Annotated in this window: 22 protein-coding genes and 1 tRNA gene; 10 read left to right on the top strand and 13 right to left on the bottom strand. The window is 49.5% G+C overall.

Annotated features, from left to right (window positions below):
- Positions 1–47: 47 nt before the first annotated feature.
- The 5 genes from JOD01_RS04165 to JOD01_RS04145 form a co-directional block, all read right to left on the bottom strand.
- Complete coding sequence (locus tag JOD01_RS04165) at positions 48–1688, bottom strand: peptide ABC transporter substrate-binding protein (protein ID WP_204516986.1); 1641 nt, start codon at positions 1686–1688, stop codon at positions 48–50.
- 101 nt (positions 1689–1789) lie between these two features.
- Positions 1790–2797 (bottom strand): oligopeptide/dipeptide ABC transporter ATP-binding protein, encoded by a 1008-nt coding sequence (locus tag JOD01_RS04160; RefSeq protein WP_204516985.1) that lies wholly within the window; start codon positions 2795–2797, stop codon positions 1790–1792.
- A gap of 5 nt (positions 2798–2802) precedes the next feature.
- Positions 2803–3720 (bottom strand): ABC transporter permease, encoded by a 918-nt coding sequence (locus JOD01_RS04155; protein ID WP_204516984.1) that lies wholly within the window; start codon positions 3718–3720, stop codon positions 2803–2805.
- 2 nt (positions 3721–3722) lie between these two features.
- Positions 3723–4655 carry an ABC transporter permease gene (locus JOD01_RS04150; RefSeq protein ID WP_204516983.1) on the bottom strand — a complete coding sequence of 311 codons (933 nt, stop codon included), beginning with the start codon at positions 4653–4655 and terminating at the stop codon, positions 3723–3725.
- Between the two features lie 211 nt (positions 4656–4866).
- Complete coding sequence (locus JOD01_RS04145; protein WP_204516982.1) at positions 4867–5205, bottom strand: DUF3870 domain-containing protein; 339 nt, start codon at positions 5203–5205, stop codon at positions 4867–4869.
- Positions 5206–5442: 237 nt separating this feature from the next.
- Here JOD01_RS04145 and JOD01_RS04140 point away from each other — a divergent pair, with 237 nt between their 5' ends.
- Together JOD01_RS04140 and JOD01_RS04135 are read left to right on the top strand one after the other, a co-directional pair.
- Entirely contained in the window at positions 5443–5595 is a 153-nt protein-coding gene (locus tag JOD01_RS04140; protein ID WP_204516981.1) for a hypothetical protein, read from the top strand.
- A 19-nt stretch (positions 5596–5614) separates the two neighbouring features.
- Positions 5615–5776 carry a PhoU domain-containing protein gene (locus JOD01_RS04135; RefSeq protein ID WP_204516980.1) on the top strand — a complete coding sequence of 54 codons (162 nt, stop codon included), beginning with the start codon at positions 5615–5617 and terminating at the stop codon, positions 5774–5776.
- Positions 5777–5804: 28 nt separating this feature from the next.
- Here the strand turns inward: JOD01_RS04135 and JOD01_RS04130 are convergent, their stop codons facing one another.
- A complete protein-coding gene (locus JOD01_RS04130) occupies positions 5805–6233 on the bottom strand; it encodes a DUF2935 domain-containing protein (RefSeq protein WP_204516979.1) in 429 nt (142 codons plus the stop codon).
- 162 nt (positions 6234–6395) lie between these two features.
- On the opposite strand from JOD01_RS04130, the gene JOD01_RS04125 reads away from it, so the two are divergent.
- Both JOD01_RS04125 and JOD01_RS04120 read left to right on the top strand, forming a co-directional pair.
- On the top strand, positions 6396–7937 hold the full coding sequence (locus JOD01_RS04125; RefSeq protein WP_204516978.1) for a PAS domain-containing sensor histidine kinase: 1542 nt from the start codon (positions 6396–6398) through the stop codon (positions 7935–7937).
- Positions 7938–8030: 93 nt separating this feature from the next.
- Positions 8031–8780, top strand: coding sequence for a glucose 1-dehydrogenase (locus JOD01_RS04120; RefSeq protein WP_204516977.1), 750 nt, complete (start codon positions 8031–8033; stop codon positions 8778–8780).
- Positions 8781–8849: 69 nt separating this feature from the next.
- On the opposite strand, the gene JOD01_RS04115 is transcribed toward JOD01_RS04120, so the two are convergent.
- Positions 8850–10301 (bottom strand): HAMP domain-containing methyl-accepting chemotaxis protein, encoded by a 1452-nt coding sequence (locus JOD01_RS04115; RefSeq protein ID WP_204516976.1) that lies wholly within the window; start codon positions 10299–10301, stop codon positions 8850–8852.
- A gap of 459 nt (positions 10302–10760) precedes the next feature.
- Here JOD01_RS04115 and JOD01_RS04110 point away from each other — a divergent pair, with 459 nt between their 5' ends.
- The 5 genes from JOD01_RS04110 (at position 10761) to JOD01_RS04090 (ending at position 13607) form a co-directional block, all read left to right on the top strand.
- Positions 10761–11072 (top strand): hypothetical protein, encoded by a 312-nt coding sequence (locus tag JOD01_RS04110; protein WP_204516975.1) that lies wholly within the window; start codon positions 10761–10763, stop codon positions 11070–11072.
- 316 nt (positions 11073–11388) lie between these two features.
- Complete coding sequence (locus JOD01_RS04105; RefSeq protein ID WP_204516974.1) at positions 11389–11799, top strand: cupredoxin domain-containing protein; 411 nt, start codon at positions 11389–11391, stop codon at positions 11797–11799.
- 226 nt (positions 11800–12025) lie between these two features.
- A tRNA-Lys gene (locus JOD01_RS04100) sits at positions 12026–12101 on the top strand.
- 143 nt (positions 12102–12244) lie between these two features.
- Positions 12245–12802: a spore coat protein gene (locus JOD01_RS04095; RefSeq protein WP_204516973.1), complete on the top strand. Its 558-nt coding sequence runs from the start codon at positions 12245–12247 to the stop codon at positions 12800–12802.
- Between the two features lie 373 nt (positions 12803–13175).
- Positions 13176–13607, top strand: a complete 432-nt coding sequence (locus JOD01_RS04090) for a MarR family winged helix-turn-helix transcriptional regulator (RefSeq protein WP_204516972.1) — start codon at positions 13176–13178, stop codon at positions 13605–13607.
- Positions 13608–13655: 48 nt separating this feature from the next.
- On the opposite strand, the gene JOD01_RS04085 is transcribed toward JOD01_RS04090, so the two are convergent.
- Both JOD01_RS04085 and adh read right to left on the bottom strand, forming a co-directional pair.
- Positions 13656–14021: a DUF779 domain-containing protein gene (locus tag JOD01_RS04085; RefSeq protein ID WP_204516971.1), complete on the bottom strand. Its 366-nt coding sequence runs from the start codon at positions 14019–14021 to the stop codon at positions 13656–13658.
- Positions 14022–14060: 39 nt separating this feature from the next.
- On the bottom strand, positions 14061–15581 hold the full coding sequence (gene adh, locus JOD01_RS04080; RefSeq protein WP_204516970.1) for an aldehyde dehydrogenase: 1521 nt from the start codon (positions 15579–15581) through the stop codon (positions 14061–14063).
- Positions 15582–15755: 174 nt separating this feature from the next.
- On the opposite strand from adh, the gene JOD01_RS04075 reads away from it, so the two are divergent.
- Positions 15756–15980: a hypothetical protein gene (locus tag JOD01_RS04075; protein ID WP_204516969.1), complete on the top strand. Its 225-nt coding sequence runs from the start codon at positions 15756–15758 to the stop codon at positions 15978–15980.
- 78 nt (positions 15981–16058) lie between these two features.
- Here JOD01_RS04075 and JOD01_RS04070 read toward each other — a convergent pair whose 3' ends face one another.
- From JOD01_RS04070 to JOD01_RS04055, 4 genes are all read right to left on the bottom strand, one after another.
- Positions 16059–16793 carry a stalk domain-containing protein gene (locus JOD01_RS04070; RefSeq protein ID WP_204516968.1) on the bottom strand — a complete coding sequence of 245 codons (735 nt, stop codon included), beginning with the start codon at positions 16791–16793 and terminating at the stop codon, positions 16059–16061.
- A gap of 412 nt (positions 16794–17205) precedes the next feature.
- A complete protein-coding gene (locus JOD01_RS04065; protein WP_204516967.1) occupies positions 17206–17862 on the bottom strand; it encodes a bifunctional 4-hydroxy-2-oxoglutarate aldolase/2-dehydro-3-deoxy-phosphogluconate aldolase in 657 nt (218 codons plus the stop codon).
- A gap of 16 nt (positions 17863–17878) precedes the next feature.
- A complete protein-coding gene (locus JOD01_RS04060) occupies positions 17879–18823 on the bottom strand; it encodes a sugar kinase (protein WP_204516966.1) in 945 nt (314 codons plus the stop codon).
- A complete protein-coding gene (locus tag JOD01_RS04055; protein WP_204516965.1) occupies positions 18823–20325 on the bottom strand; it encodes a tagaturonate reductase in 1503 nt (500 codons plus the stop codon). Before JOD01_RS04055 ends, JOD01_RS04060 begins: the two co-directional genes overlap by 1 nt.
- Positions 20326–20336: the final 11 nt, after the last annotated feature.

Here is a 20336-nt window from a genome sequence, read left to right as displayed (position 1 = left end):
GGAGGCTCGCTCCTTGAGTGAAGGAAAGCCTCCCTTGCTGGTTTAGCTTACTTCAAGCTCGCCCATTTCAAATCCATGTAACCCAAGGCGTGTCGAACGATACCTTCGACCTGTTCGCTTTGCAAATAGCTGCTGCTGTAAAAATAAAGCGGCATAATCGGAGCTTCCTCGATCAAAATTTTCTCGGCATCGTGCATCATTTGAAAACGCTTGATGTCATCCGCTTCCTTAAAGGCAGCTTTGACCAATTGATCATACTCGGCGTTTTTCCAGCCGGTTCGGTTAAACGGATTATCCGATTGGAACCCGTCCAGGAAGTTGATCGGATCGCCAAAATCCGGCAGGAACGAACTGCGGGAGAATTGCAATTCCAGCGCTTTTTGCTTCGACGTAAACGCCTTGCTCTCCATTTTTTCAATGGCGGTTTCTACGCCAAGATTGGTTTTCAGCATCTCTTGCATAGCCTGAGCCACCTTGATATTCAAATCCTGGCTGGTGGAAGTGGAAATCGTCACCGGGGGCAAGGTGGTGTAACCCGCTTCCTGCATTCCTTCGGCCAACAGCTTCTTCGCTGCTTCCGGATCAAACTTGACCAGGTCGCCGCCGACATCGCGGAAATCCTTTCCGTCCGGTTCGTGGAAGTTATAGGAGACATAAGCGTTCGCCGGTTTTTCTTTGCGCTGGGTAATAAAGTCAACCAGTTTTTGGCGGTCGATTGCCATATTGAACGCCTGGCGAATTTTTTTGTTGTCAAACGGTTTCATATTGACATTGAACCGGTAAAAAGCCGTTCCTGCACCATCCTGCACTTGTGCCGTGCCATCGGCAAACAGCTGGCTGGCCATATCGGATGGAACATCGGTTGTATGCAGTTCACCTGTTTGGAACATTTGGTAGGCCGTATTTGAATCATTGATCATTTTCCAGGTGACGCCATCCAGTTTAACGGTAGCCGCATCCCAGTACTGATCATTTTTAACCATTTTCAGTTCGCTGTCATGTGTCCATTCGCTCAATTTAAACGGACCGTTGCCGACAAAGGTAGCCGCTTCCTTGGCCCATTCCGGATTTTGTTCCACCGTCGCTTGATGAACCGGGAAGAAAGCCGGATTGGACACCATCAGCAGGAAATAGGAAGCAGGTTGCGCCAACTCCACTTCCAGCGTCTTGTCATCCACTGCTTTTACTTTCATCCCGTCCGCTGTGCCTTGCCCAGAGTTGAACGCTTCTGCTCCGGCGATGACATTGGCGAGGAAAGCGGCTTGCGAACCCGTTTTCGGATCGGCCAGACGTTTCCAGGCGTATTCGAAGTCGGACGCTTTCACCGGATCGCCGTTCGACCATTTGGCATTGTCGCGCAGGATAAATGTATACGTTTTGCCATCCTCTGATACTTTCCATTCCTTGGCAGTTGCCGGTTCCGGATTTTGGTCCTTGCCCAGACGGGTCAAACCTTCACTCAGGTTATTCAGTATATCATAGGAGATCTGATCAAAACCCATTGGCGGATCAAGCGAGGTCGGTTCATTCAAGTTGTTCAACAGTAAAATTTTCGGTCCGCTGTTCTCGGGAGTTGATTGCGATTGTTCCTTTGTGCCCGAATCGGACGGTTGCGACGAGCTGCAGCCGGAAATCAAGAGTGCTACGGCCAGCAGCGAGCTGCTGACGATCGATGCTACTTTTTTCATCTGTTTTCCCCCTTCATTTACTTTTGGAAAAAGCCACACACTACACCGTTGAACAAATCACCTGCCTTTCCGACACCATCTATAAAGAAGGAGCAGCCCCATCACTTGGCCGCTTGCAGCGGATACACGGTTTGAGCCCGTGGATCTTGCAGCCAGCAGGCAACCTGATGGGTAGTTCCCAGGGAACTGTATGCAGGCTGATGATTTCGGCACACTTCCAGCGCGTACTGACAACGAGCGGCAAAGGCGCAGCCCGCCGGCGGAGCAAACAGATCCGGCGGCGAACCAGGAATCGGCGCCAACGGTGTGTCGCGGTCCAAATCGAGCCGAGGCATCGACTCGAGCAATCCTTTCGTATAAGGATGCTGCGGCTGATAAAAAATCTCGCGGACCGTTCCCGCTTCTACGACCTGTCCGGCGTACATCACATTGACTTTATTGGCGATTTTGGCGACGACGCCGAGATCATGGGTAATAATCACGATCGATACGCCAGTTTTTTGCTGGATAGTTTTGAATAAATCGATAATTTGCGCCTGGATGGTCACATCGAGCGCGGTTGTTGGTTCATCCGCGATCAGAATCGAAGGTTTGCAAACAAGCGCGATCGCAATCATAATCCGCTGTCTCATCCCGCCGCTAAACTCATGCAAATATTGTTTGAGTCTCCGCTCGGGATTGGCGATCCCGACCAGCTGAAGCATTTCCAGCGCTTGCGCCTTGGCCTCGGCCCGCGACAGCTTTTGGTGCCGAACGATTCCTTCCATTATCTGTTCGCCGATCGAGATCGTCGGATTTAAGGAGGTCATCGCGTCTTGAAAGATCATCGAGATTTGCGAGCCACGCAGGCCCCTCATCTCTTTCTCCGGCAGCGTGACCAAATCGGTGCCGTTAAACAAAATTTTTCCTTTGGTGATTTTCCCGACATGTTCGGGGATCAACCGCATAATGCTTCTCGCCGTTACACTTTTGCCGCAGCCCGATTCGCCGACGATCGCTAACGTTTCCCCCTTTTCCAGTGAAAAAGAGACGCCGCGAACCGCCTTCACCTCGCCGCCATGAGTCTTAAAGGAGACATGCAAATCTTCCACTTGCAGTAATTTTTCCACCGTCGTTACCTCCTTTGTCTCGGATCAAACGCGTCGCGCAGTCCGTCACCCAAAATATTAAACGCCAACATCGTGATCGAGATAAAGAAGGCGGGATAAAACAGCCGCCACCAATGACCCGACAAAATCACCGGGATTCCGTCATTGGCCATAACCCCCCAGCTGGCCAGCGGCGGTTGGACACCCAATCCGAGAAAGCTGAGGAAAGCCTCGGCAAAAATCGCGCTCGGCACCGAGAACGTCACTTGAACAATGATGATCCCCAGCGTATTGGGCAGCAAATGTTTGCGAATAATATACGGCACTTTCGCTCCCATTGTCCTCGCCGCCAGAACGTACTCCGATGTTTTCAATTGCAGCACTTGAGCGCGGACCGTTCTGGCCATGCCGATCCACCCTGTCGCACTCAGCGCGACGATAATCGTCGTCAACCCCGATCCCATCACGACCATCAACAGAATGACCATCAGCAAATAAGGAATACCGTAAAGGATGTCGACTATCCGCATCATCACGTTGTCGACTTTGCCGCCAAAATATCCGGAAATCCCGCCATAGATGACGCCGATGCACAGGTCGATCAACGCAGCCATCAACCCGATGAACAAGGAAATTTTCGCCCCATACCAGATGCGGGCAAACATATCCCGGCCCAGATCGTCCGTGCCGAACCAATGCTCGGCTGAAGGGGGCTGATTTTTTTGCAACAATGACTGTTCGGAATAACTGTACGGGGTCAAAACGGACCCGAAAATAGCCAGGAGTGCCATGAGTACAATAATGACCAAAGCGGCAATCGCCAGTTTGTTTTGTCTCAGCCGCAGCCAGGCTCCTTGCCAATACGACAGTCTCGGCCGGACAATGGTGTCGGCGTGCATATTTTCCTTATTCATCGGCACAAACAGATCATTGCTTACCGCCATGGCTAGCCCTCCTTCTTGTACAGCTTGATTCGCGGATCGATAATGCCGTAAACAATATCTACGAGAAACATCAGTATAATTAACAGCGTGCTGTAAAAAACAGTCGTTCCCATGATGACGGTATAATCACGGTTATAAATGCTGTCGACAAAATATTTGCCCATTCCGGGAATCGCAAATATTTTTTCAATCACAAAACTTCCGGTCAAAACATTGGCGATCAACGAGCCCAGCAACGTGATCACCGGCAGCAGCGAATTGCGCAGCGCATGTTTCAAAATCACCACTGCAGGATGCAAGCCCTTTGCCTTTGCTGTCTCGATGTATTCCTGCGTCAAGACATCCAGCATATTGGCTCGGGTAAACCTGGCGATAATCGCCATCGGCCCGAAGGAAAGCGCCAAGGCGGGCAACACGATATGTTTCCAGGTGCCCCAGGTTGCGGCCGGGAACAGCTTCCACTCCACGGCAAAATATTTGATCAGCAAAGCTGCCACGACAAAATTGGGAACAGCGATGCCGATGACAGAAATAATCGTCGCCACGTAGTCAATCAGTTTGTTGTGCCGCAGCGCAGCCACGACCCCCAAAGCGATCCCGGCGATCACGGAAAACAGCAAGGAGAAAAAGCCCAGTTTGGCAGACACCGGAAACGAACGCCCGATCATGTCGTTGACGGTTTCCGGGCTGCGGATAATCGACGGCCCCAATTCAAATTGGACCAGACTTTTCAAATAGGACACATATTGAACTGCGAGAGGCTTATCCAAGTTGTAGAGCGCCATCAAGTTTTTTTCCACCGTAGGGTTGAGCGCCTTACCTTCCCGTTCAAAAGGAGAACCGGGAACGGCATGCATCAGAAAAAACGTGACCGTCACGATTACCCACAACGTGATCAGCATCGAAATAAAACGTTTGAGCACAAATGAAAGCAAAGTCACTCCCCCTTTTTCTATTTATATTCCTGCTTTCTGTCACGAAGCAGTTTTCCTCTATTCGGGACGATATCTCCCGCTGGCGTACGAACAAACGCCCCGAATATGCAAAAAACCCAACAAATGAAAACCGGTGGCCTCATTTGCTGGGTTTTATTTACATGTATGCTCTTATCATACCAATAAATAAAGCAGCGTATCCGTATTCAGTTTAAATGGAGAGCTTCTCTCTCGTTTCAATGGCAAGTTTATATTTTTTCAAGGCATCCTTGTAGGCAACAATCAACGAACGCTGAGAGGAACCAAAATATCGGCTCCGCACGGACGCTTCAATGGCGTCCACGGCATATATCGATTGGCCGATAAAAATCGAGCGGACAAAGGCTGATGTCAGAGGAATCGTCGCAGAACAGCCGGCATCAACAATCTTGCCATTGGTGGTATCCACGACCAAACCGATGAAAAAGACGTTATACTGCTGTTTGATTGGATTGTTTTGGGAAGCTTGTGCGTCTCCCACTACATAAATCGTATCTGCGTTATATTCCACCGATGCAACCCCGCACTTCTTGACAAGATTTCAGACCATCGGGATGTTTGTCGGGAAAACCGTACAAACGACCGCTGGCATGTATCTTGTTTTATTACTTTATTTTAGAAGAGTTGCGCTGTTTTGTAAATAGTCTGAACAGTTCCGCGATTATTTTTTCACAGAGCGAACAGCTTCATTTTCGCTCATGTTGTTGCGCCCAGCGGGCATACTATCGCTAGAACAGGAGGAATGTTGATGACCAGCCAAAAACAACCATCGAAAAAAGAAGAGCCTACCATCGCAGTCGGCTTGGAGATGGATGAACTGGAAGCAAAGGCAACCAAACAGGAAGTTGCCAAAGGGGACTATACACCTGTGACAAAGCTATTTCTGGATCGAACCGAATAAAACAAAAAGCGGAGGTACAATGACACAGAAAAAACCAACAAATTCGGAAGCGCGTTCGCTCTTGCAACTCGCTCAGCTGATCAATGCCAAAGGAGATCAGGGGGAAATCGAACGGATCGGCGAGCAAGCCGAGAACATTGCCAACAACCAGCCCGACAATTCAACGACCCCGCCGTCATAGACATGCGGGGTTTTCTTTTGGCAACCGTTCAAAAACCTCTCATCAAGAACGCTTCCGATATGCCGATAAAATATTCGGACTCCCGGCGAATGTGATTCAGGACGACCACGGCGGTTGGATTGGTTTTAAGCGGAACGCTTTCTGTCCCCAATTGGTTCAGCAGCTGAATAAACTGCTGACTTTGCTCAAGCGCAAACCGGACAAGCTCGACGATTTGCTGTTTGAACTGTTCCGAGGCGATATGACCCGACCGAACGACCGCCTCGATATAACGCACAAAAACGGCCTGTGTCCGGGCAAACGCTTGCTCCCAGGCAGCGAGAGCTTCCACGAACTGCGGCTCCAGATTGGGAACCAAGGCGCGGATCACATCCGTATGTTCCGCTTCCTGCTGTTTCCAAAACTCGCCTTCATCCAAAATCCGCAACGGCATTTTTTCATCATAGTAAAACTGCATGATGCCACCTCCATGACGATAACCTTTTCCCTTTAGTCTATTACCTAGGAGGAAAAGTGTGATTTGCTCCAAAAAAAGCAAAAAAAAACCGATAATCATATTGTGTCGAATTGTAGTATATTGTTAATACCAATAAATCTCAGAAAAAGATAGGTTGAGCCTATGCGCAAAAAAAAGTTTATCTTGAAAAAACTGAATAAACCAACGTTTCCGTTAACTCCGGTCGCCTATTCCGAATCTGGTCTGCCCGAGCAATCCCCAAGGAATCCTGTCGAAATTTTGAAAAGCCAATTGCTGTTTATGGCGCAATTTGTGACTGACGCGCTGTATATTGACTTGTTGAACGGAAAGCAGATCGTCAATAAGGCGTTTGAGCAAACGTTTGGCGGTGATCAGCAGGCCCAGCCGTCCGACTGGAGGGAGGCGATCGCCGACCCGCCGTCACGCTCGGAAATCGAAGCAAAATTCCAGTATGCCCTCACGACCGGGCAGCACGTGCAATTGGAGACGAGCATGTATGACCATGCCGGCTCGCTGCTGGAGATGCAGCTGGACTTTTTTCCGATCGGCCTTGAACTGGGGAAAGTGATGGCCATGGCCATCTTGTTCAAAAACGTGACGGAGCACAAGCACTTGGCGGCGGTTTTGAAAGAGAGCGAACTTCGCTATAAAATTTTGGCAGAACATTCCCGCGATATCATTTGCCTGGTTGACGAACACGGGTTGATTTCGTACCTCTCTCCTTCTGTGCTCACAGAGTGGGGATTTCCCGATGAGCATTTCATCGGCAAACATTTTCTTGAACATGTCCATCCAGACGATTACTGCTATGCCCAAGCAATGTTCAGGCAATTGTTTGCCGATCAAAAGCTGACCCGTTTCGAGGTACGTTACGCCCAGCCGCAAGGGGAATGGATTCCCTTTGAAATCAAAGCCAGTCCGATTGTAACCGCGGCGGGAGCGATTGAAAAAGTCGTGTGCGTGATCAGCAACATTTCAGAGCGGAAACGAACGGAAGTAATCATGCAGGAAACGGAAAAGTTGAGCGTAATCGGTGAATTGGCGGCAGGCATTGCCCATGAAATCCGCAACCCGCTCACTTCTCTCAAAGGGTTTGTTCAACTATTGCGCAATAATATGTCTCAGTACCAACACTATTTTGAAATCATGGAAGCGGAACTGAACCGGATCAACTACATCGTCAGCGAGTTGCTGGTCTTGTCCAAACCGCAGGTGCTGCACTTCAAGAAAAGAAATGTGGCCGAAATCATGGACAGTGTCATTTTTCTGCTGAAAACACAAGCCATACTGAAAAGTGTGGAGATTATTGCGCAGTTTCCCAACAACCTGCCCGAGTTGGAATGCGAGGAAAATCAAATCAAACAAGTATTCATTAATTTGCTGAAAAACGCGATTGAAGCTTCGCCGTACGGTGGACAGATTTTCATTCAGGCTTCTCTGCTGGGGTCCGATGCTGTCAGAATCCGTTTTATCGATCAAGGGAGCGGCATTCCGGAAGAGCAAATTGCGCGGCTTGGCGAACCTTTTTATACGACAAAGGAGAAGGGAACCGGCTTAGGGTTAATGGTCAGCAACAAAATTGTGCAGGACCATCAAGGCAGTTTGAAAATATCGAGCAGACTGAATGTCGGCACAACCGTTGAAGTGATTTTGCCCATCTCCCCGAAGGAGCGGCGAAATTAAAGCAACCGCTTGTGTGAAACCTTGACAGGCTGCCCTGCTTCCTTCTAATGTAAAGACACAGCATGATAAAAAAGACAGGAAGAGGTGAGGCCTGTGTCATTTCTTGACCAAGTAGTGATTGTAACAGGCGCCGGTCACGGCATTGGCCGAAGCGTTGCCGAGGCATATGCTGAGCAAGGGGCAATCGTCGTGATCGCCGAAAAAGACGAAGCGACTGGCAATGATGCGGCACAGCGGATTCAGGACAAGGGCGGCAAAGCTGTCTTTGTTCAGACCGATGTAAGTCAACCGGTGCAAATTGAGCAGCTGATGGAGCGGACAATCGATTTGTACGGCAAAATCAATATTTTGATCAACAATGCCGGCATCTCGGTATGGAAATCTCCTTACGAACTGACCGTCGAGGAATGGGACCATATCCTCGATACCAATTTGCGCAGCGTCTTCCTTTGTTCCCGCGAAGCAGCAAAAAGAATGCGAAGGACCGGCGGAGGGGCAATCGTCAATTTATCTTCGACCCGCGCGCATATGTCCGAACCGGATACGGAAGCATACGCCGCTTCCAAGGGTGGGATCGTTGCACTTACCCACGCGTTGGCCATATCGCTTGGACCTGACCGGATCCGCGTAAACGCCATTGCTCCTGGCTGGATTGAAACAGGCGACTATCAGGCGCTGCGGCCGGTTGACCATAGCCAACACCCTGCCCAGCGAGTGGGCCGGCCTGAAGATATCGCCCGTGCCTGCCTGTATCTGACTGATCCGGCGAATGACTTTGTCACGGGCATCGAGCTCGTTGTCGATGGCGGAATGACTCGCAAAATGATGTACGAACCTGACTAAACAACAATATTTCAGCGAACTCCACTCAATGAAGAAAACCGGCGAGATCACTCGCCGGTTTTTGCCTGTTTACAGTTTTAACACGAGCACATTTAATTGTTCCGCCATTTTCGCCAACTCGGTTGCCGCAGATGTCGTCTCTTCTGCCCCGGCGGAAGTTTGTTCTGTCACTGAGGCAATATTTTGCGCAGAATGCAAAATTTCCGCTACCTGTGCGGATTGTTCCTCGCTGCTGGCAGCAATTTCGCCCACTTTGATCGCCGACTCGCGAATCAATTCAATGATCTTGGTAAACGTCTCCTCCGCTCTGACAACCAGCATGTCTCCGTGATTAACCGCATCCACGGTATGGTCGGTATTTTCCCTGATCATCTCGATCAACGCGGTAATTTCCTTCGTCGCCTTCCCGCATTGGTCAGCCAGGATTCGCACTTTGTCCGCGACGACGGCAAAGCCCCTGCCATGTTCACCCGCGCGCGCCGCTTCAATCGCCGCATTCAAAGACAACAGATTGGTTTGGGCAGCAATATCATGGATCACACCGGTAATCTGCTCGATTTGTTTGGAAATAGATGATAAAGTGGAGACTTTTTCTTTGATTTCATTCATCCCCACGATCGTATCATGCATCATTTGTCCGCCTTGAACAGCCATCTCCGAAGTCTTGTCGGCAAAAGCGCTGGCCTGTTCCGAACTTTGCGCGACGACCGTAATCGCTTTCGACATCTCATCGATCATCGAGCTGACACTTGTGGCCGCTGTAGCCTGAAATTGATTGCCCTCGGCAATTTCCTGGATACTCGCGGAAATCTCCTCGGATGAAGAAGCGACCGTGTCCGCAGAGTGAGAGATTTTCGCTGACAACTGTTTCAAATCGCGGATAATGATCAGCATCGCGACGATGCCTGCAACAAGTGCAACCACTCCAATCACCATCATGATCAAAGCCGCAGAATGATAAATACTGACAGAAGTCTCGGAGGCGGTGAACGCTCCGTTTTTGTTCAGGTCAATCAGTTTCATGATCGCTGCTTTTGCCTGATTCCAGTCAAGGACGATCACTTTGATCTTCGCGTTTGCTTCCGCATTGCGGTTCTGTTGCGCCAAATTGATCACATCTGGAACGCCTGCTGAATAATCCGCCCATTTTTCTTTGAATTCAGCATACAAGTCCTGTTCTTCCGTTGAGGAAATTAACGTCTCGTATTCGGACATCCCTTTTTCTGTTGCTCGCTGTGCCTGGCTAAGCTGATCAGCGAGCTTGTTCATTTCATTCGTATCGGTCTCCAAGCCGATTCGCGAGACCAAGCGGGGAACGTCTGTCATATTCCCGTTGAGTTCGCCGAGGGTCGTGACACTCTGCATCCAATTCTCCTTGATCTCGATTGCCTTATCACCCATCCGCTTCATTTGCGAATAAGCCAATACGACGACGATAAGCTGCAAAACGAGCAGCAAAATAAAACCGACTAATATTTTTTTGCGAAGTGTCAATGCAGTTCCCCTCTTTTCACTTTTCATTGTCCAGACACCTTTTACCCGTTGTCTGCGGTGTTCAAACCATGAATTTTGCAAATAGAATGAAGGAACTGAAAAGACGTTTAAAAATGAGCTGTGTTTATGTAAAAACCAAACGCAATCAAAGCAAGTAAATATAGTCCGAAAGTCCCGCGCATCCCGCAAACAAGCGAATTGTTTCTTTCATCTCCGCGTACTTTATGATAAAGTAAAAAACGGCCCCTCTGCATAGATTGGGCCGTAAGTCAATAATCCCCCAAGATTATTGCCTAGTAGGAATATAACCCTAAATGACCGTTTTGGGAAGTTTATTTTGTTGGAAACGGCTGTTTTTTTTACCACTTGTCCGTTTCACCTGACATAAAAATGCAATCTGTCATTGAACAATTGGGGGACGAAGTCCGTCGGCAAACCTTGGCGCCCTTGCAATTTTTTGAAAAATAAAAATAAGGGGGACTTTTGATGAACTATGCAAATAAAGATCAAAAGGCTTACATCAAAGAGGTCATTCATCGGATTTTTACCATACCGAATAATGAGGACGCCACCTCTGTGAAAGAACTGATTGCCGGCCTGAATCAATTGCTTAGAATGAAAGCGGTCGTTCTGCCTACGGTGGAAATTATGACTATCATCAAACACCAGAAACAGCAGCTTTACCATGCGACCAAGCGAAGAATTACATCGTCCAGTAACTTGAATTTACTTTTTCAATTGGACGCCAATCCAGAAATGGCGAAGGAACGACTGCGTCAGTTTATGGAGGAGGACTGAGTTCCGCTTCCTCCTGTCCTCGATTCGGTTTTTCTCCGCATGCCTCGCTTTCCCGAAACAAAACAACTCTTCCCCCCATTTCCGGACGACCACGCCTTGCCTCGTTGTGACCAAAACGAACTACCCCATCCGAACCCTCCCTCCTTTCCCGGCGAAAAGCCTGCCTTTCACCCGAAAAATTTGTCGAAAAAACGAACTTTAGCTTACGAAGACCTCTAAAGTGGCTAAATGGTTTGCGAACCGAAAAAAAATTGTGTATAGTATAGCAGTACTTAAGTTACACCCTAATTGAAATTCTTTGGAGGTAAATCAGGTTATGAAAAAGAACGTTGTTGCATCCTTTATCTTGGCTTCTGTAGTCGCTTTGTCTTTGGCTGGTTGCGGTAGCAGCGAATCCAGCAGTGCACCAGCAGCTGATTCCAGTGCTTCTCAAGCTGCAAGCTCCAGCGATTCCGCTAGCGGCGCACAAGAAATCACGTTGAATGCGAAAAACTTCGAGTTTGACCAAAAAGAAATTCACGTGAAAAAAGGCGACAAAGTTAAATTGACTTTGGCAAACAGTGAAGGTATGCACGGTATTGAAATCCCTGATTTCAATGTAAACATTCAAGGTGATGGCAGCGCAGAATTCACTGCTGACAAAGCTGGTGAATTTGAATTTAAATGCTCCGTTATGTGCGGTGCTGGCCATGACACGATGACCGGTAAACTGATTGTTGAAGAATAATTGATATAATTGTTATTTTATGGAACCTTCTGCTTGGGCAGAGGGTTCCTTTTTTTCCTGTATCTCTGTCCGCTCCCCTGTTTGAGGGCAGATTGTTTTCAGCATCTGCTGTTATAAAAAAAGCGCCGATTGCATTCTGCGGCGTAATTTCTCGATCAAATAAATTTTATCAAATCCTTGCAAGAGCAACGATTTTATGATAAGATTGTTTTTGTAAACGAGATACGGGGTATTAGCTTAGTTGGTAGAGCAGCTGACTCTTAATCAGCAGGTCGCAGGTTCGAACCCTGCATACCTCACCATATCATCTTTAAGCAAAAGGCAGGAACTTGTTGTTCCTGCCTTTTGTGTTGCCTTTTCATAAGAAAATCAAAACTGGGAAAAATAGTCTCGGTTATACCGATCGTGTAACCAATTACATCACCATCTGATCAGGAGGTATTTCATGCAACGTTTTGCTGCCCATGAATTTTTGGAAACCCAGGAAGCGCTCCGCACCAAACATGCGGAAATCGAGATGCATGGTCTGTTTGCGGAGATGGCGCAAGATCCCCAGTTGAAAAATATGATCACTCGGCATCAGCGCACAGTGATTAACGCCTACCAACAAGGCATCAACTTGCTGTTGGGCAAAGGAGTAAACGTGACCAATATGCCGCATGTGCCGCAAATGCGCATGATGGAGCAAACCTCAGTCGGCCTTCACAACCCGCAAATGGTTCCGCCCAACCCGCATCCATCCCGCCTTTCCGATTTGACCATTTCCACAATCATGCTCAACTGGCATAAAAACGGATCGATGGTCAGCATGATGTGGGCAAATGAATGTGTAGACCCGCAAATCAGACAATACCATATCAGCGGCGCCAACCTTTGCCAAGAAATGGCTTATGAAACTTGGCAATATATGAACGCACGCGGCTTCTACCAAACACCGCAATTGGCTGACCACACTATGAATACAATGGTCGAGGCGTATCAACGCCAACCGGTGATGGTTTAAACTTTACTCTCCAGACCGTCCTTGCGTACAGGACGGTTTTTTTTTATCCGCAAAAAACTCGCTTCTCTCTTGACGCATATCCGCGAGTTCACGATAACACTCCATGCATAAAGATGAGAAATTTTCGCTTTCATATTGAGTCAATCGAATTTTGCACGTTTTGCATGTTGTGTCGGTAAAAACCAGTTTCAATGACGTCTCCCTCTTTCGTTTCCGGTTACTAACATCATACCCGCTTCGTTCGTTGCAGAAACCTGATTTCTATGATAATTTTGTAAATTTTCTTTAATATTGCATCGTCGGCGGAGGTCCGCACAACTTGTCGAAATGAGTTACAATAAGAGGAGATCAGGAAAAAAGGAGCGTTACTTCAATGGATAGCGGAATGGATAAAAATCTGTACCGGGTATGGGAAGCCATGTGGAAAACACGCCGCAAAGTGGATGCCGAGCTGCAGCAAAACAGCTCGGCGATCCTGACGCGAACTCAATTTTATTTGATGCGATATATTATGAACAATGGACCATGTACGATCAGTCAATTGGCCGATTTGATGGAAGTGAAGACGAGTGCCATCTCGACCATGATCGAACGATTGGTGCAAAACGGGTTGTTGACCCGATTCTACGGAGAGCATGATCGCCGCAATGTGTTTGTTTCATTGACCGACAAAGGGAAAGAGAGCGTGATCCATGATCTGCGGATCGCCAAAGAAGTCTTTTCCCGCTACTTGTCTTGTTTGACACCGGAGGAATTGGAGACGTTTGCCAACCTGTTCGAAAAGATTGTCCATCACGACAAGTAAGCGCTTAAAAAAACAAAAGCCGCATCAGCAGTGCGGCTTTTGGCTTCCTTACGATTCCGTTTCCCGTAAAATTTTCGCTTCTTCTTCCGTAAAAACCCGCGAGCGGGTCAGAAAACGCAACCCTTCCGGCCCTTCCAGCGAAAACATCCCGCCTCTTCCCGGGACCACATCGATAATCAACTGGGTATGTTTCCAATATTCAAATTGCGGCCGGCTCATATAAAACGGCATGCCGCCGATCTCCCCCAATCGGACATCCTGTTCGCCGATGAGAAACTCATTTTGCGGGTAACACATCGGTGAACTGCCATCACAGCACCCTCCCGACTGATGAAAGAGCAGCGGACCGTAGCGAGCCGCAAGACGTTCAATCAGGTTCAATGCTTCTTGTGTAGCCAACACTCGGGCGACCATTGCCTACCCTCCCTTTTGCGGGCTAACCGCACATCTCGCTCAGAACAGGCCAAGCGCATCCGGGCTGTAGCTGACGAGCAAGTTTTTCGTTTGCTGGTAGTGGCTCAGCATCATCTTGTGATTTTCCCGTCCGATGCCGGATACTTTATATCCGCCAAAGGCAGCATGGGCTGGATAAGCATGATAGCAGTTGGTCCAGACGCGTCCAGCCTGAATGGCTCTGCCCATCCGGTATGCCAGACTGCCATCCCGCGTCCAGACGCCTGCTCCCAGACCATACAGCGTATCGTTGGCCATTTCTACTGCTTCTGCCTGGTCTTTAAAGGTAGCGACGGAAACGACCGGTCCAAAAATTTCTTCCTGGAAGATTCTCATCTTGTTATGCCCTTTAAAGACGGTCGGTTTGACATAGTAGCCGCCTTCCAATTCACCGGACAGCAGATTGCGCTCGCCGCCAATCAGGCATTCCGCGCCTTCTTGCTTGCCGATGTCGAGGTAAGACAAGATCTTCTCCAACTGCTCGGAAGAAGCTTGCGCTCCGATCATGGTTTCCGTATCGAGCGGATTGCCTTGTTTGATGGAAGCGACCCGGGCCAACGCTTTTTCCATAAACGGTTCGTAAATCGACTCCTGAATGAAGGCGCGGGACGGACAGGTGCAGACTTCTCCCTGATTAAGCGCAAACAGGACAAACCCTTCAACCGCTTTGTTAAAGAAAGCGTCATCTTTGGCGCAAACATCTTCGAAGAAAATGTTGGGAGACTTCCCGCCGAGCTCCAGTGTGACCGGAATGAGATTTTGCGACGCATATTGCATAATCAGGCGACCGGTTGTCGTCTCGCCGGTAAAGGCAATTTTGGCAATTCGGCTGTTGGTCGCCAACGGTTTGCCGGCTTCCAGGCCAAAGCCATTGACGACGTTGACCACACCCGGCGGCAACAAATCTTCAATCAGCTCCAGGAAGACGAGCACAGAGGCCGGCGTTTGTTCAGCCGGTTTCAACACTACGCAGTTTCCTGCCGCCAAAGCCGGCGCCAATTTCCAGACAGCCATCAACAGCGGGAAATTCCACGGGATAATTTGTCCGACGACGCCAAGCGGCTCGTGAAAATGATAAGCAACGGTATGTTCGTCAATCTGGCTGAGACTGCCCTCCTGCGCCCGGACGCATCCGGCAAAATAGCGGAAATGATCGATCGCCAAAGGCAAATCGGCAGCGAGCGCTTCGCGGATCGGTTTGCCATTGTCCCACGTCTCGGCAACCGCCAATGTTTCCAGATTGGCTTCGATGCGATCGGCGATTTTATTTAAAAGCACAGCGCGTTCGGCTGGGGAAGTCCGGCCCCAGGCATCTTTGGCGGCATGCGCTGCATCGAGAGCCAATTCGATATCTTCTGCCGAAGAACGCGGTACCTCGCAAAATACCTGTCCGGTCACTGGGGTCACATTCTCGAAATATTCACCGTTAACCGGAGGTACCCATTTCCCTCCGATAAAATTTTCATACCGCTTTTTAAAGGATACTTTTGCCCCATCTTTTCCCGGCTCAACATAAATCATAATGATTGACGCCTCCTTCAAATCCTTTCTCGAGTTACAATATATGGATATGAGTCGGAGGATAAATCATGCGTGGGACTTGCAACAAGCGCTTGCCATTTCGTTCGACAAACGCAATGCTGTAATTTTCGCCTTGATGGCAAATACTATCGCTGGAAAGGAGTGTTACTGCTCGTGGCTGAAAACAAATCGTACTATTTTGTCACCAACTGGGATGATGCCGCCGATTATACGCGCGCATTGGAAGCAATGGGCATTGCCCATGTAGTTGAAGATCCGATGGAGGGCTTGCCGCTTGAGCAAGGACAGCTGGCTATCGTGACCAGCCGGTTGACCGACCGCCAGCTCCTGCAGCTGCAGCGGTTGTTCCCCGGAGAAATCCAGCTGTATCCGCGATAATAACTGGCGCGAAAACAATCGCCAAACAGCAAAAAACCACCCGGCTTTGTCACCGGGTGGTTTGCTGTTACTTTACAATTAGATTTCGTCACCATCATAATACATGGTGTCGTCGTCGACATCGCCTTCGAAGTCAACGATTTCGTCATCGTCATCGGAGCTGTCAACGATGGTACCAGTAATATCGGCATCTTCGAAATCATCTTCATCCCAAATGTCATTCATGATGTCTTCAACAAGACTTTCGATGTCGCCATCGTCGTCAAGATCGTCGAAATCATCGCCATACTCGTCATAGTCGATCGCGATCTCTACTTCAACTTCATCTTCGTCTCCATCCAAGGAGATATCCCATTCGAGATCTTCGTAGTCTTCGTAATCATCGTTCAATTGATCTTCCAAATCGCTGAGAGCATCATCGATATCGTCATCATCGTCGTCGTTCAGACTGTCTTGCAAGTTGGACACTTGGGTTTGCAAGCTCTTGATTTGCGCATCTTTTTGCGCGATTTGCGCTTGCAAGGACGATACCGTCGCGTCCGGCTTGTCGGTTACATTGATCGTGTATGTAGTGCCATCCCACGCGATATTTTTGTTGAATACATTGGCCATCATGCGAAGCGGAATAAAAGTAGAACCGTTGACAATGAAAGGCTCAAGGTCAGTGGAGACAACGGAACCGTTATACTTCACGGTGATGTTGTGATAATCGGCTTTGATATTTTTGGTTGCTACTGTTGCATTGGAGCTTGCTGGAACAAGTCCGACAACCAGTAAAGATGATAGAATCGTTACTGACAATTTTTTAAACATAGAGATCTCCCCATTGCTAGATTTTCAGTTTCCTATTTTCATCCTGAATTGGAAGAAAATAGATGTTTTGTCTGGACATCTACTAACCTGTTTGCTGCTACCAATGTGATAATATAATATTCCTTGGCATAAGTCTATATTTAATTTAGAAATTGGTGCCGACATCATTCGAAATGATTCGCTAGAACTAGACAACGAATGATTCGCCGTCACGACGGCGCTTTTTTCCCGTTCCGCGCGCCCATTTTGCAGCCGGAAAATGATGCCGGCAAACAAGACCTGCTGGTTTGTTTTTATTGTAAGTCCTGCTTCTTAAAAGCGCATTAAAATCTGCCTTTTTCCAAATTAAACAGGCTTTAGCCCATTGACAAACAAAGCCAAGTCCGCACCTTTCCCGGACTTGGCTTTGCCGTTACCGTTGCTCTTCTCTGGCGCGACTCACCGTCTGCACGAGCTGACGGGCCAGTTTGGTAATTTGCTCATACTTTCCTTCAGCCATAGCTTGCTTGTTGATCAAATTGCCGCCGACACCGACTGCCGCCGCTCCGGCCTGAACAAAAGCGGAAGCATTTTCCGCATCCACTCCTCCAGTCGGAATCATCGGAACATGGGAAAATACGCTCTTTACATCCTTGATATATTTTACGCCCAAGGCCGACGCCGGGAATACTTTCACCAGATCGGCCCCCAGCTGCACAGCCTGAATTATCTCGGTCGGGGTCATCACCCCCGGAACAGCTACTTTGCCGTAGCGCAGCGCCGTACGGATGACTTCCGGATGCAAACTGGGACTCAGCAAAAACTGAGCGCCATGCTGAATTGCCAGTTTTGCCGATTCCGCATCGAGGACGGTGCCTGCTCCAATGACCGCTTGCCCGTCAAAATGGCGGGACAATGTTTGAATCGCCGCATAGGCATCGGGGTGATCTACCGTAACCTCCAAAGCTGTCACTCCGCCGGCAATCAGGCTATGCGCCAACTGGTCGATTTGCTCCAGCGGCACTTTGCGGATGACGGCAATCACGCCGTTCTCCAAAATTTTGTCCAGCAAACGCTGTTTGGCCAGCATTCGTTTCCCTCCTCGCTTATCGCAATACCGTTTTTCCTTGCGCAGCCGGATCAATCTGCGACCAGAACGGATAGCCTTCGACATCACCAGGTACAGTCAAGGCGTAGGAGCCGACCCGGTTGCCCAACTTGACCGCCTCGCGATAGCCCCAGCCGCGCAGCAAGCCCGACAGAAAGCCAGCGGCAAAACCGTCTCCCGCCCCGACCGTATCGACAATCTGCTTCACCTCGTAACCGGCGACGTATTCACCGCCTTCGGGAGTAACATAATAGGCGCCTCGTTCTCCCAGTTTGACGACGACCGCCTTAGCCCCGTTTTGCAGCAATATGTGCCCGATCTGCCGCTCGTCGCTCGCGCCGGTGAGCAGCTCGCCTTCTTCCAAACCAGGCAGCACAATATCGCATTGGGCGGCAATATCCATTAAAACGGGACGGGCTTCTTCCATCGACCACAGCTTCAGGCGGATATTGGGATCAAACACGATGCGGACATTACGCTTCTTTGCCAGTTCGATCACCTGATAAGTCAATGCCCGGCAAGACGCACTCAATGCGGGCAAGATCCCGGTCAAATGCAAATATTTGGCCTGGGCCAGATAAGCTTCATCAAGATCGCCCGGGCTCATATGACTGGCCGCCGAGCCTTTGCGATAAAAATATATTTTCGGATCTTGCCCCAGTTGCCGTTCTTTAAAAAAAACGGCGGTCGGATGCTGGTCATCAAAAAAGACGCGCGAGGTATCAACGCCTTCCCCGCGGATGTATTGCCGAACATACAAGCCAAACTCATCATTTCCCAAACGGCTCATCCAGCCGACCTGATGACCGAGCCTGGCCAGCGCAATCGCCACATTGGCTTCCGCTCCGCCAATCGTCTTCTCAAACGTACCTGCAAACCGTAACGGGGCGACTGAAGTCGGGACAAACAAGACCATCGCTTCTCCCAATGTAACGACGTCCATCACGCGCCATCTCCTTCCAGCAAACGAGTCAAAGCCGCTCTCATCCCGTCGTGCAGCATTTGTCGCAAATATTGGCCAACCTTTTCTTCCAGGCCGGCAATTTGCAGCAAGTTTTCGCCCCAGAACGACTCATTTCCCAGCACCGCCCGAACCAGCTGCTGCACCTGTTCTTTCTCGCCCTGACAGGCGCTCCACACGTTTTGGAAAAATTGCAGCACTTCTTCCTGGTCGCGGATGCTGTACGGCTGCTGTTCGCGCATTCCCACCAACTGCTGGCCATCGCGCTGAATGCCGCGATAAAACAGCATGAGGCCGGCCAGTGAAAAGCAGAGCACAGCAGGCAACGTTCCCGTTTTGACCGCATCGAGCAAGCTGGGGAGCACCCGCAGCTTGTACTTGGTCACGGCATTTAAAGCCAGATCGAGCAGTTGATGTCGGTTAAACGGATTCAAGAACCGTTCTTCGACCGAGCGGGCAAAATTCGTTTTCACCGCTTGCTCCAGCGCAATGTAAGGCAAAATCTCCTGCTCCATGCCGCGCTGGATAAACCGGCGCAATTGCTGGTCCTCCATCGCCTGCAAAACCGTATCAACACCCGACAAATAGGCGACAGCAAACATCATCGTATGCGCCCCGTTGAGGATGCGCACTTTCAGTTCGCGAAACGGTTTGACATCTCCCCAGAAGACGTTCAGTCCCGCCTGGCGGAACGGCAGGGCAGCGGCCGTTGTTTCATCTCCTTCAATCGCAAAAAAGTGATACGGTTCACCGACCGTCAGCAATTCGTCCCGATAACCGAGCCTTTGCTCATACTCCTCGCTGTTTTCTTTCGGATAGCCGATGACGATCCGATCGACCAACGTGTTGAAAAATCGGTTGTGCGATTGGAGCCATTCCGTAAAAGCGTCGGGCAGCCGCCAATCTTTTGCCAATTGCATGACAATCGCCTTCAACAAGTCTCCGTTGTTTTCCAGCAGCTCACACGGGAAAATTTTCAGTCCGGCCGTCGGATCGCCGGCCGTTGCCTGAAAGCGATGAAACAGGAACGCTGTCAGCTTGCCAGGGAACGACAGCGGGGCGCGGTTTGCGGCATATTCTTCCTGAAAATAGGAAAGTCCCGCCTCGGTCGTATTGGAAAAGACAAACTCAATCTGTCTGTTTTCGGCAAGCCGCAGTACTTCCAGCCAATCTGCGTAAGGATTGATTCCCCGGCTGATCGCGGCGACCACTTCTGTCCGGTCGACCTGCTCGCCGTTGGCAAAGCCGCGCAGGGCAACCGTATACAATCCGTCCTGCGCCAGCAGTTTTGGCACGACCTTTCCATGCGGGGTCGGCTGAATCGCCACCACCCGTCCCAAAAACAGCTCCTGTTCGTTCATTCGCTGAATCATCCAATCCAGAAAGCCGCGCAAAAAATTGCCTTCGCCGAATTGCACGATTTTTTCCGGCAAATGGTCAAACCGCCGTCCGGCTGGGTATGTCTGTTTATTTAGCGTTTGCATACGGCATACGC

Source organism: Brevibacillus fulvus, from assembly GCF_016908525.1.
In the GTDB taxonomy this organism is placed as follows: Bacteria; Bacillota; Bacilli; order Brevibacillales; family Brevibacillaceae; genus Brevibacillus_G; species Brevibacillus_G fulvus.
This window is presented reverse-complemented; position numbering and strand designations above follow the sequence as displayed.

Excerpts from the sequence above, each read along its gene's own strand:
- JOD01_RS04140 (WP_204516981.1), top strand. The coding sequence starts at position 5,443 with ATGACCAGCCAAAAACAACCATCGAAAAAAGAAGAGCCTACCATCGCA.
- JOD01_RS04105 (WP_204516974.1), top strand. The coding sequence starts at position 11,389 with ATGAAAAAGAACGTTGTTGCATCCTTTATCTTGGCTTCTGTAGTCGCT.
- JOD01_RS04165 (WP_204516986.1), bottom strand. The coding sequence starts at position 1,688 with ATGAAAAAAGTAGCATCGATCGTCAGCAGCTCGCTGCTGGCCGTAGCA.
- adh (WP_204516970.1), bottom strand. The coding sequence starts at position 15,581 with ATGATTTATGTTGAGCCGGGAAAAGATGGGGCAAAAGTATCCTTTAAA.
- JOD01_RS04070 (WP_204516968.1), bottom strand. The coding sequence starts at position 16,793 with ATGTTTAAAAAATTGTCAGTAACGATTCTATCATCTTTACTGGTTGTC.
- JOD01_RS04130 (WP_204516979.1), bottom strand. The coding sequence starts at position 6,233 with ATGCAGTTTTACTATGATGAAAAAATGCCGTTGCGGATTTTGGATGAA.
- JOD01_RS04135 (WP_204516980.1), top strand. The coding sequence starts at position 5,615 with ATGACACAGAAAAAACCAACAAATTCGGAAGCGCGTTCGCTCTTGCAA.
- JOD01_RS04065 (WP_204516967.1), bottom strand. The coding sequence starts at position 17,862 with ATGCTGGCCAAACAGCGTTTGCTGGACAAAATTTTGGAGAACGGCGTG.
- JOD01_RS04060 (WP_204516966.1), bottom strand. The coding sequence starts at position 18,823 with ATGGACGTCGTTACATTGGGAGAAGCGATGGTCTTGTTTGTCCCGACT.
- JOD01_RS04110 (WP_204516975.1), top strand. The coding sequence starts at position 10,761 with ATGAACTATGCAAATAAAGATCAAAAGGCTTACATCAAAGAGGTCATT.
- JOD01_RS04155 (WP_204516984.1), bottom strand. The coding sequence starts at position 3,720 with ATGGCGGTAAGCAATGATCTGTTTGTGCCGATGAATAAGGAAAATATG.
- JOD01_RS04095 (WP_204516973.1), top strand. The coding sequence starts at position 12,245 with ATGCAACGTTTTGCTGCCCATGAATTTTTGGAAACCCAGGAAGCGCTC.
- JOD01_RS04115 (WP_204516976.1), bottom strand. The coding sequence starts at position 10,301 with ATGAAAAGTGAAAAGAGGGGAACTGCATTGACACTTCGCAAAAAAATA.
- JOD01_RS04090 (WP_204516972.1), top strand. The coding sequence starts at position 13,176 with ATGGATAGCGGAATGGATAAAAATCTGTACCGGGTATGGGAAGCCATG.
- JOD01_RS04085 (WP_204516971.1), bottom strand. The coding sequence starts at position 14,021 with ATGGTCGCCCGAGTGTTGGCTACACAAGAAGCATTGAACCTGATTGAA.
- JOD01_RS04125 (WP_204516978.1), top strand. The coding sequence starts at position 6,396 with ATGCGCAAAAAAAAGTTTATCTTGAAAAAACTGAATAAACCAACGTTT.
- JOD01_RS04055 (WP_204516965.1), bottom strand. The coding sequence starts at position 20,325 with ATGCAAACGCTAAATAAACAGACATACCCAGCCGGACGGCGGTTTGAC.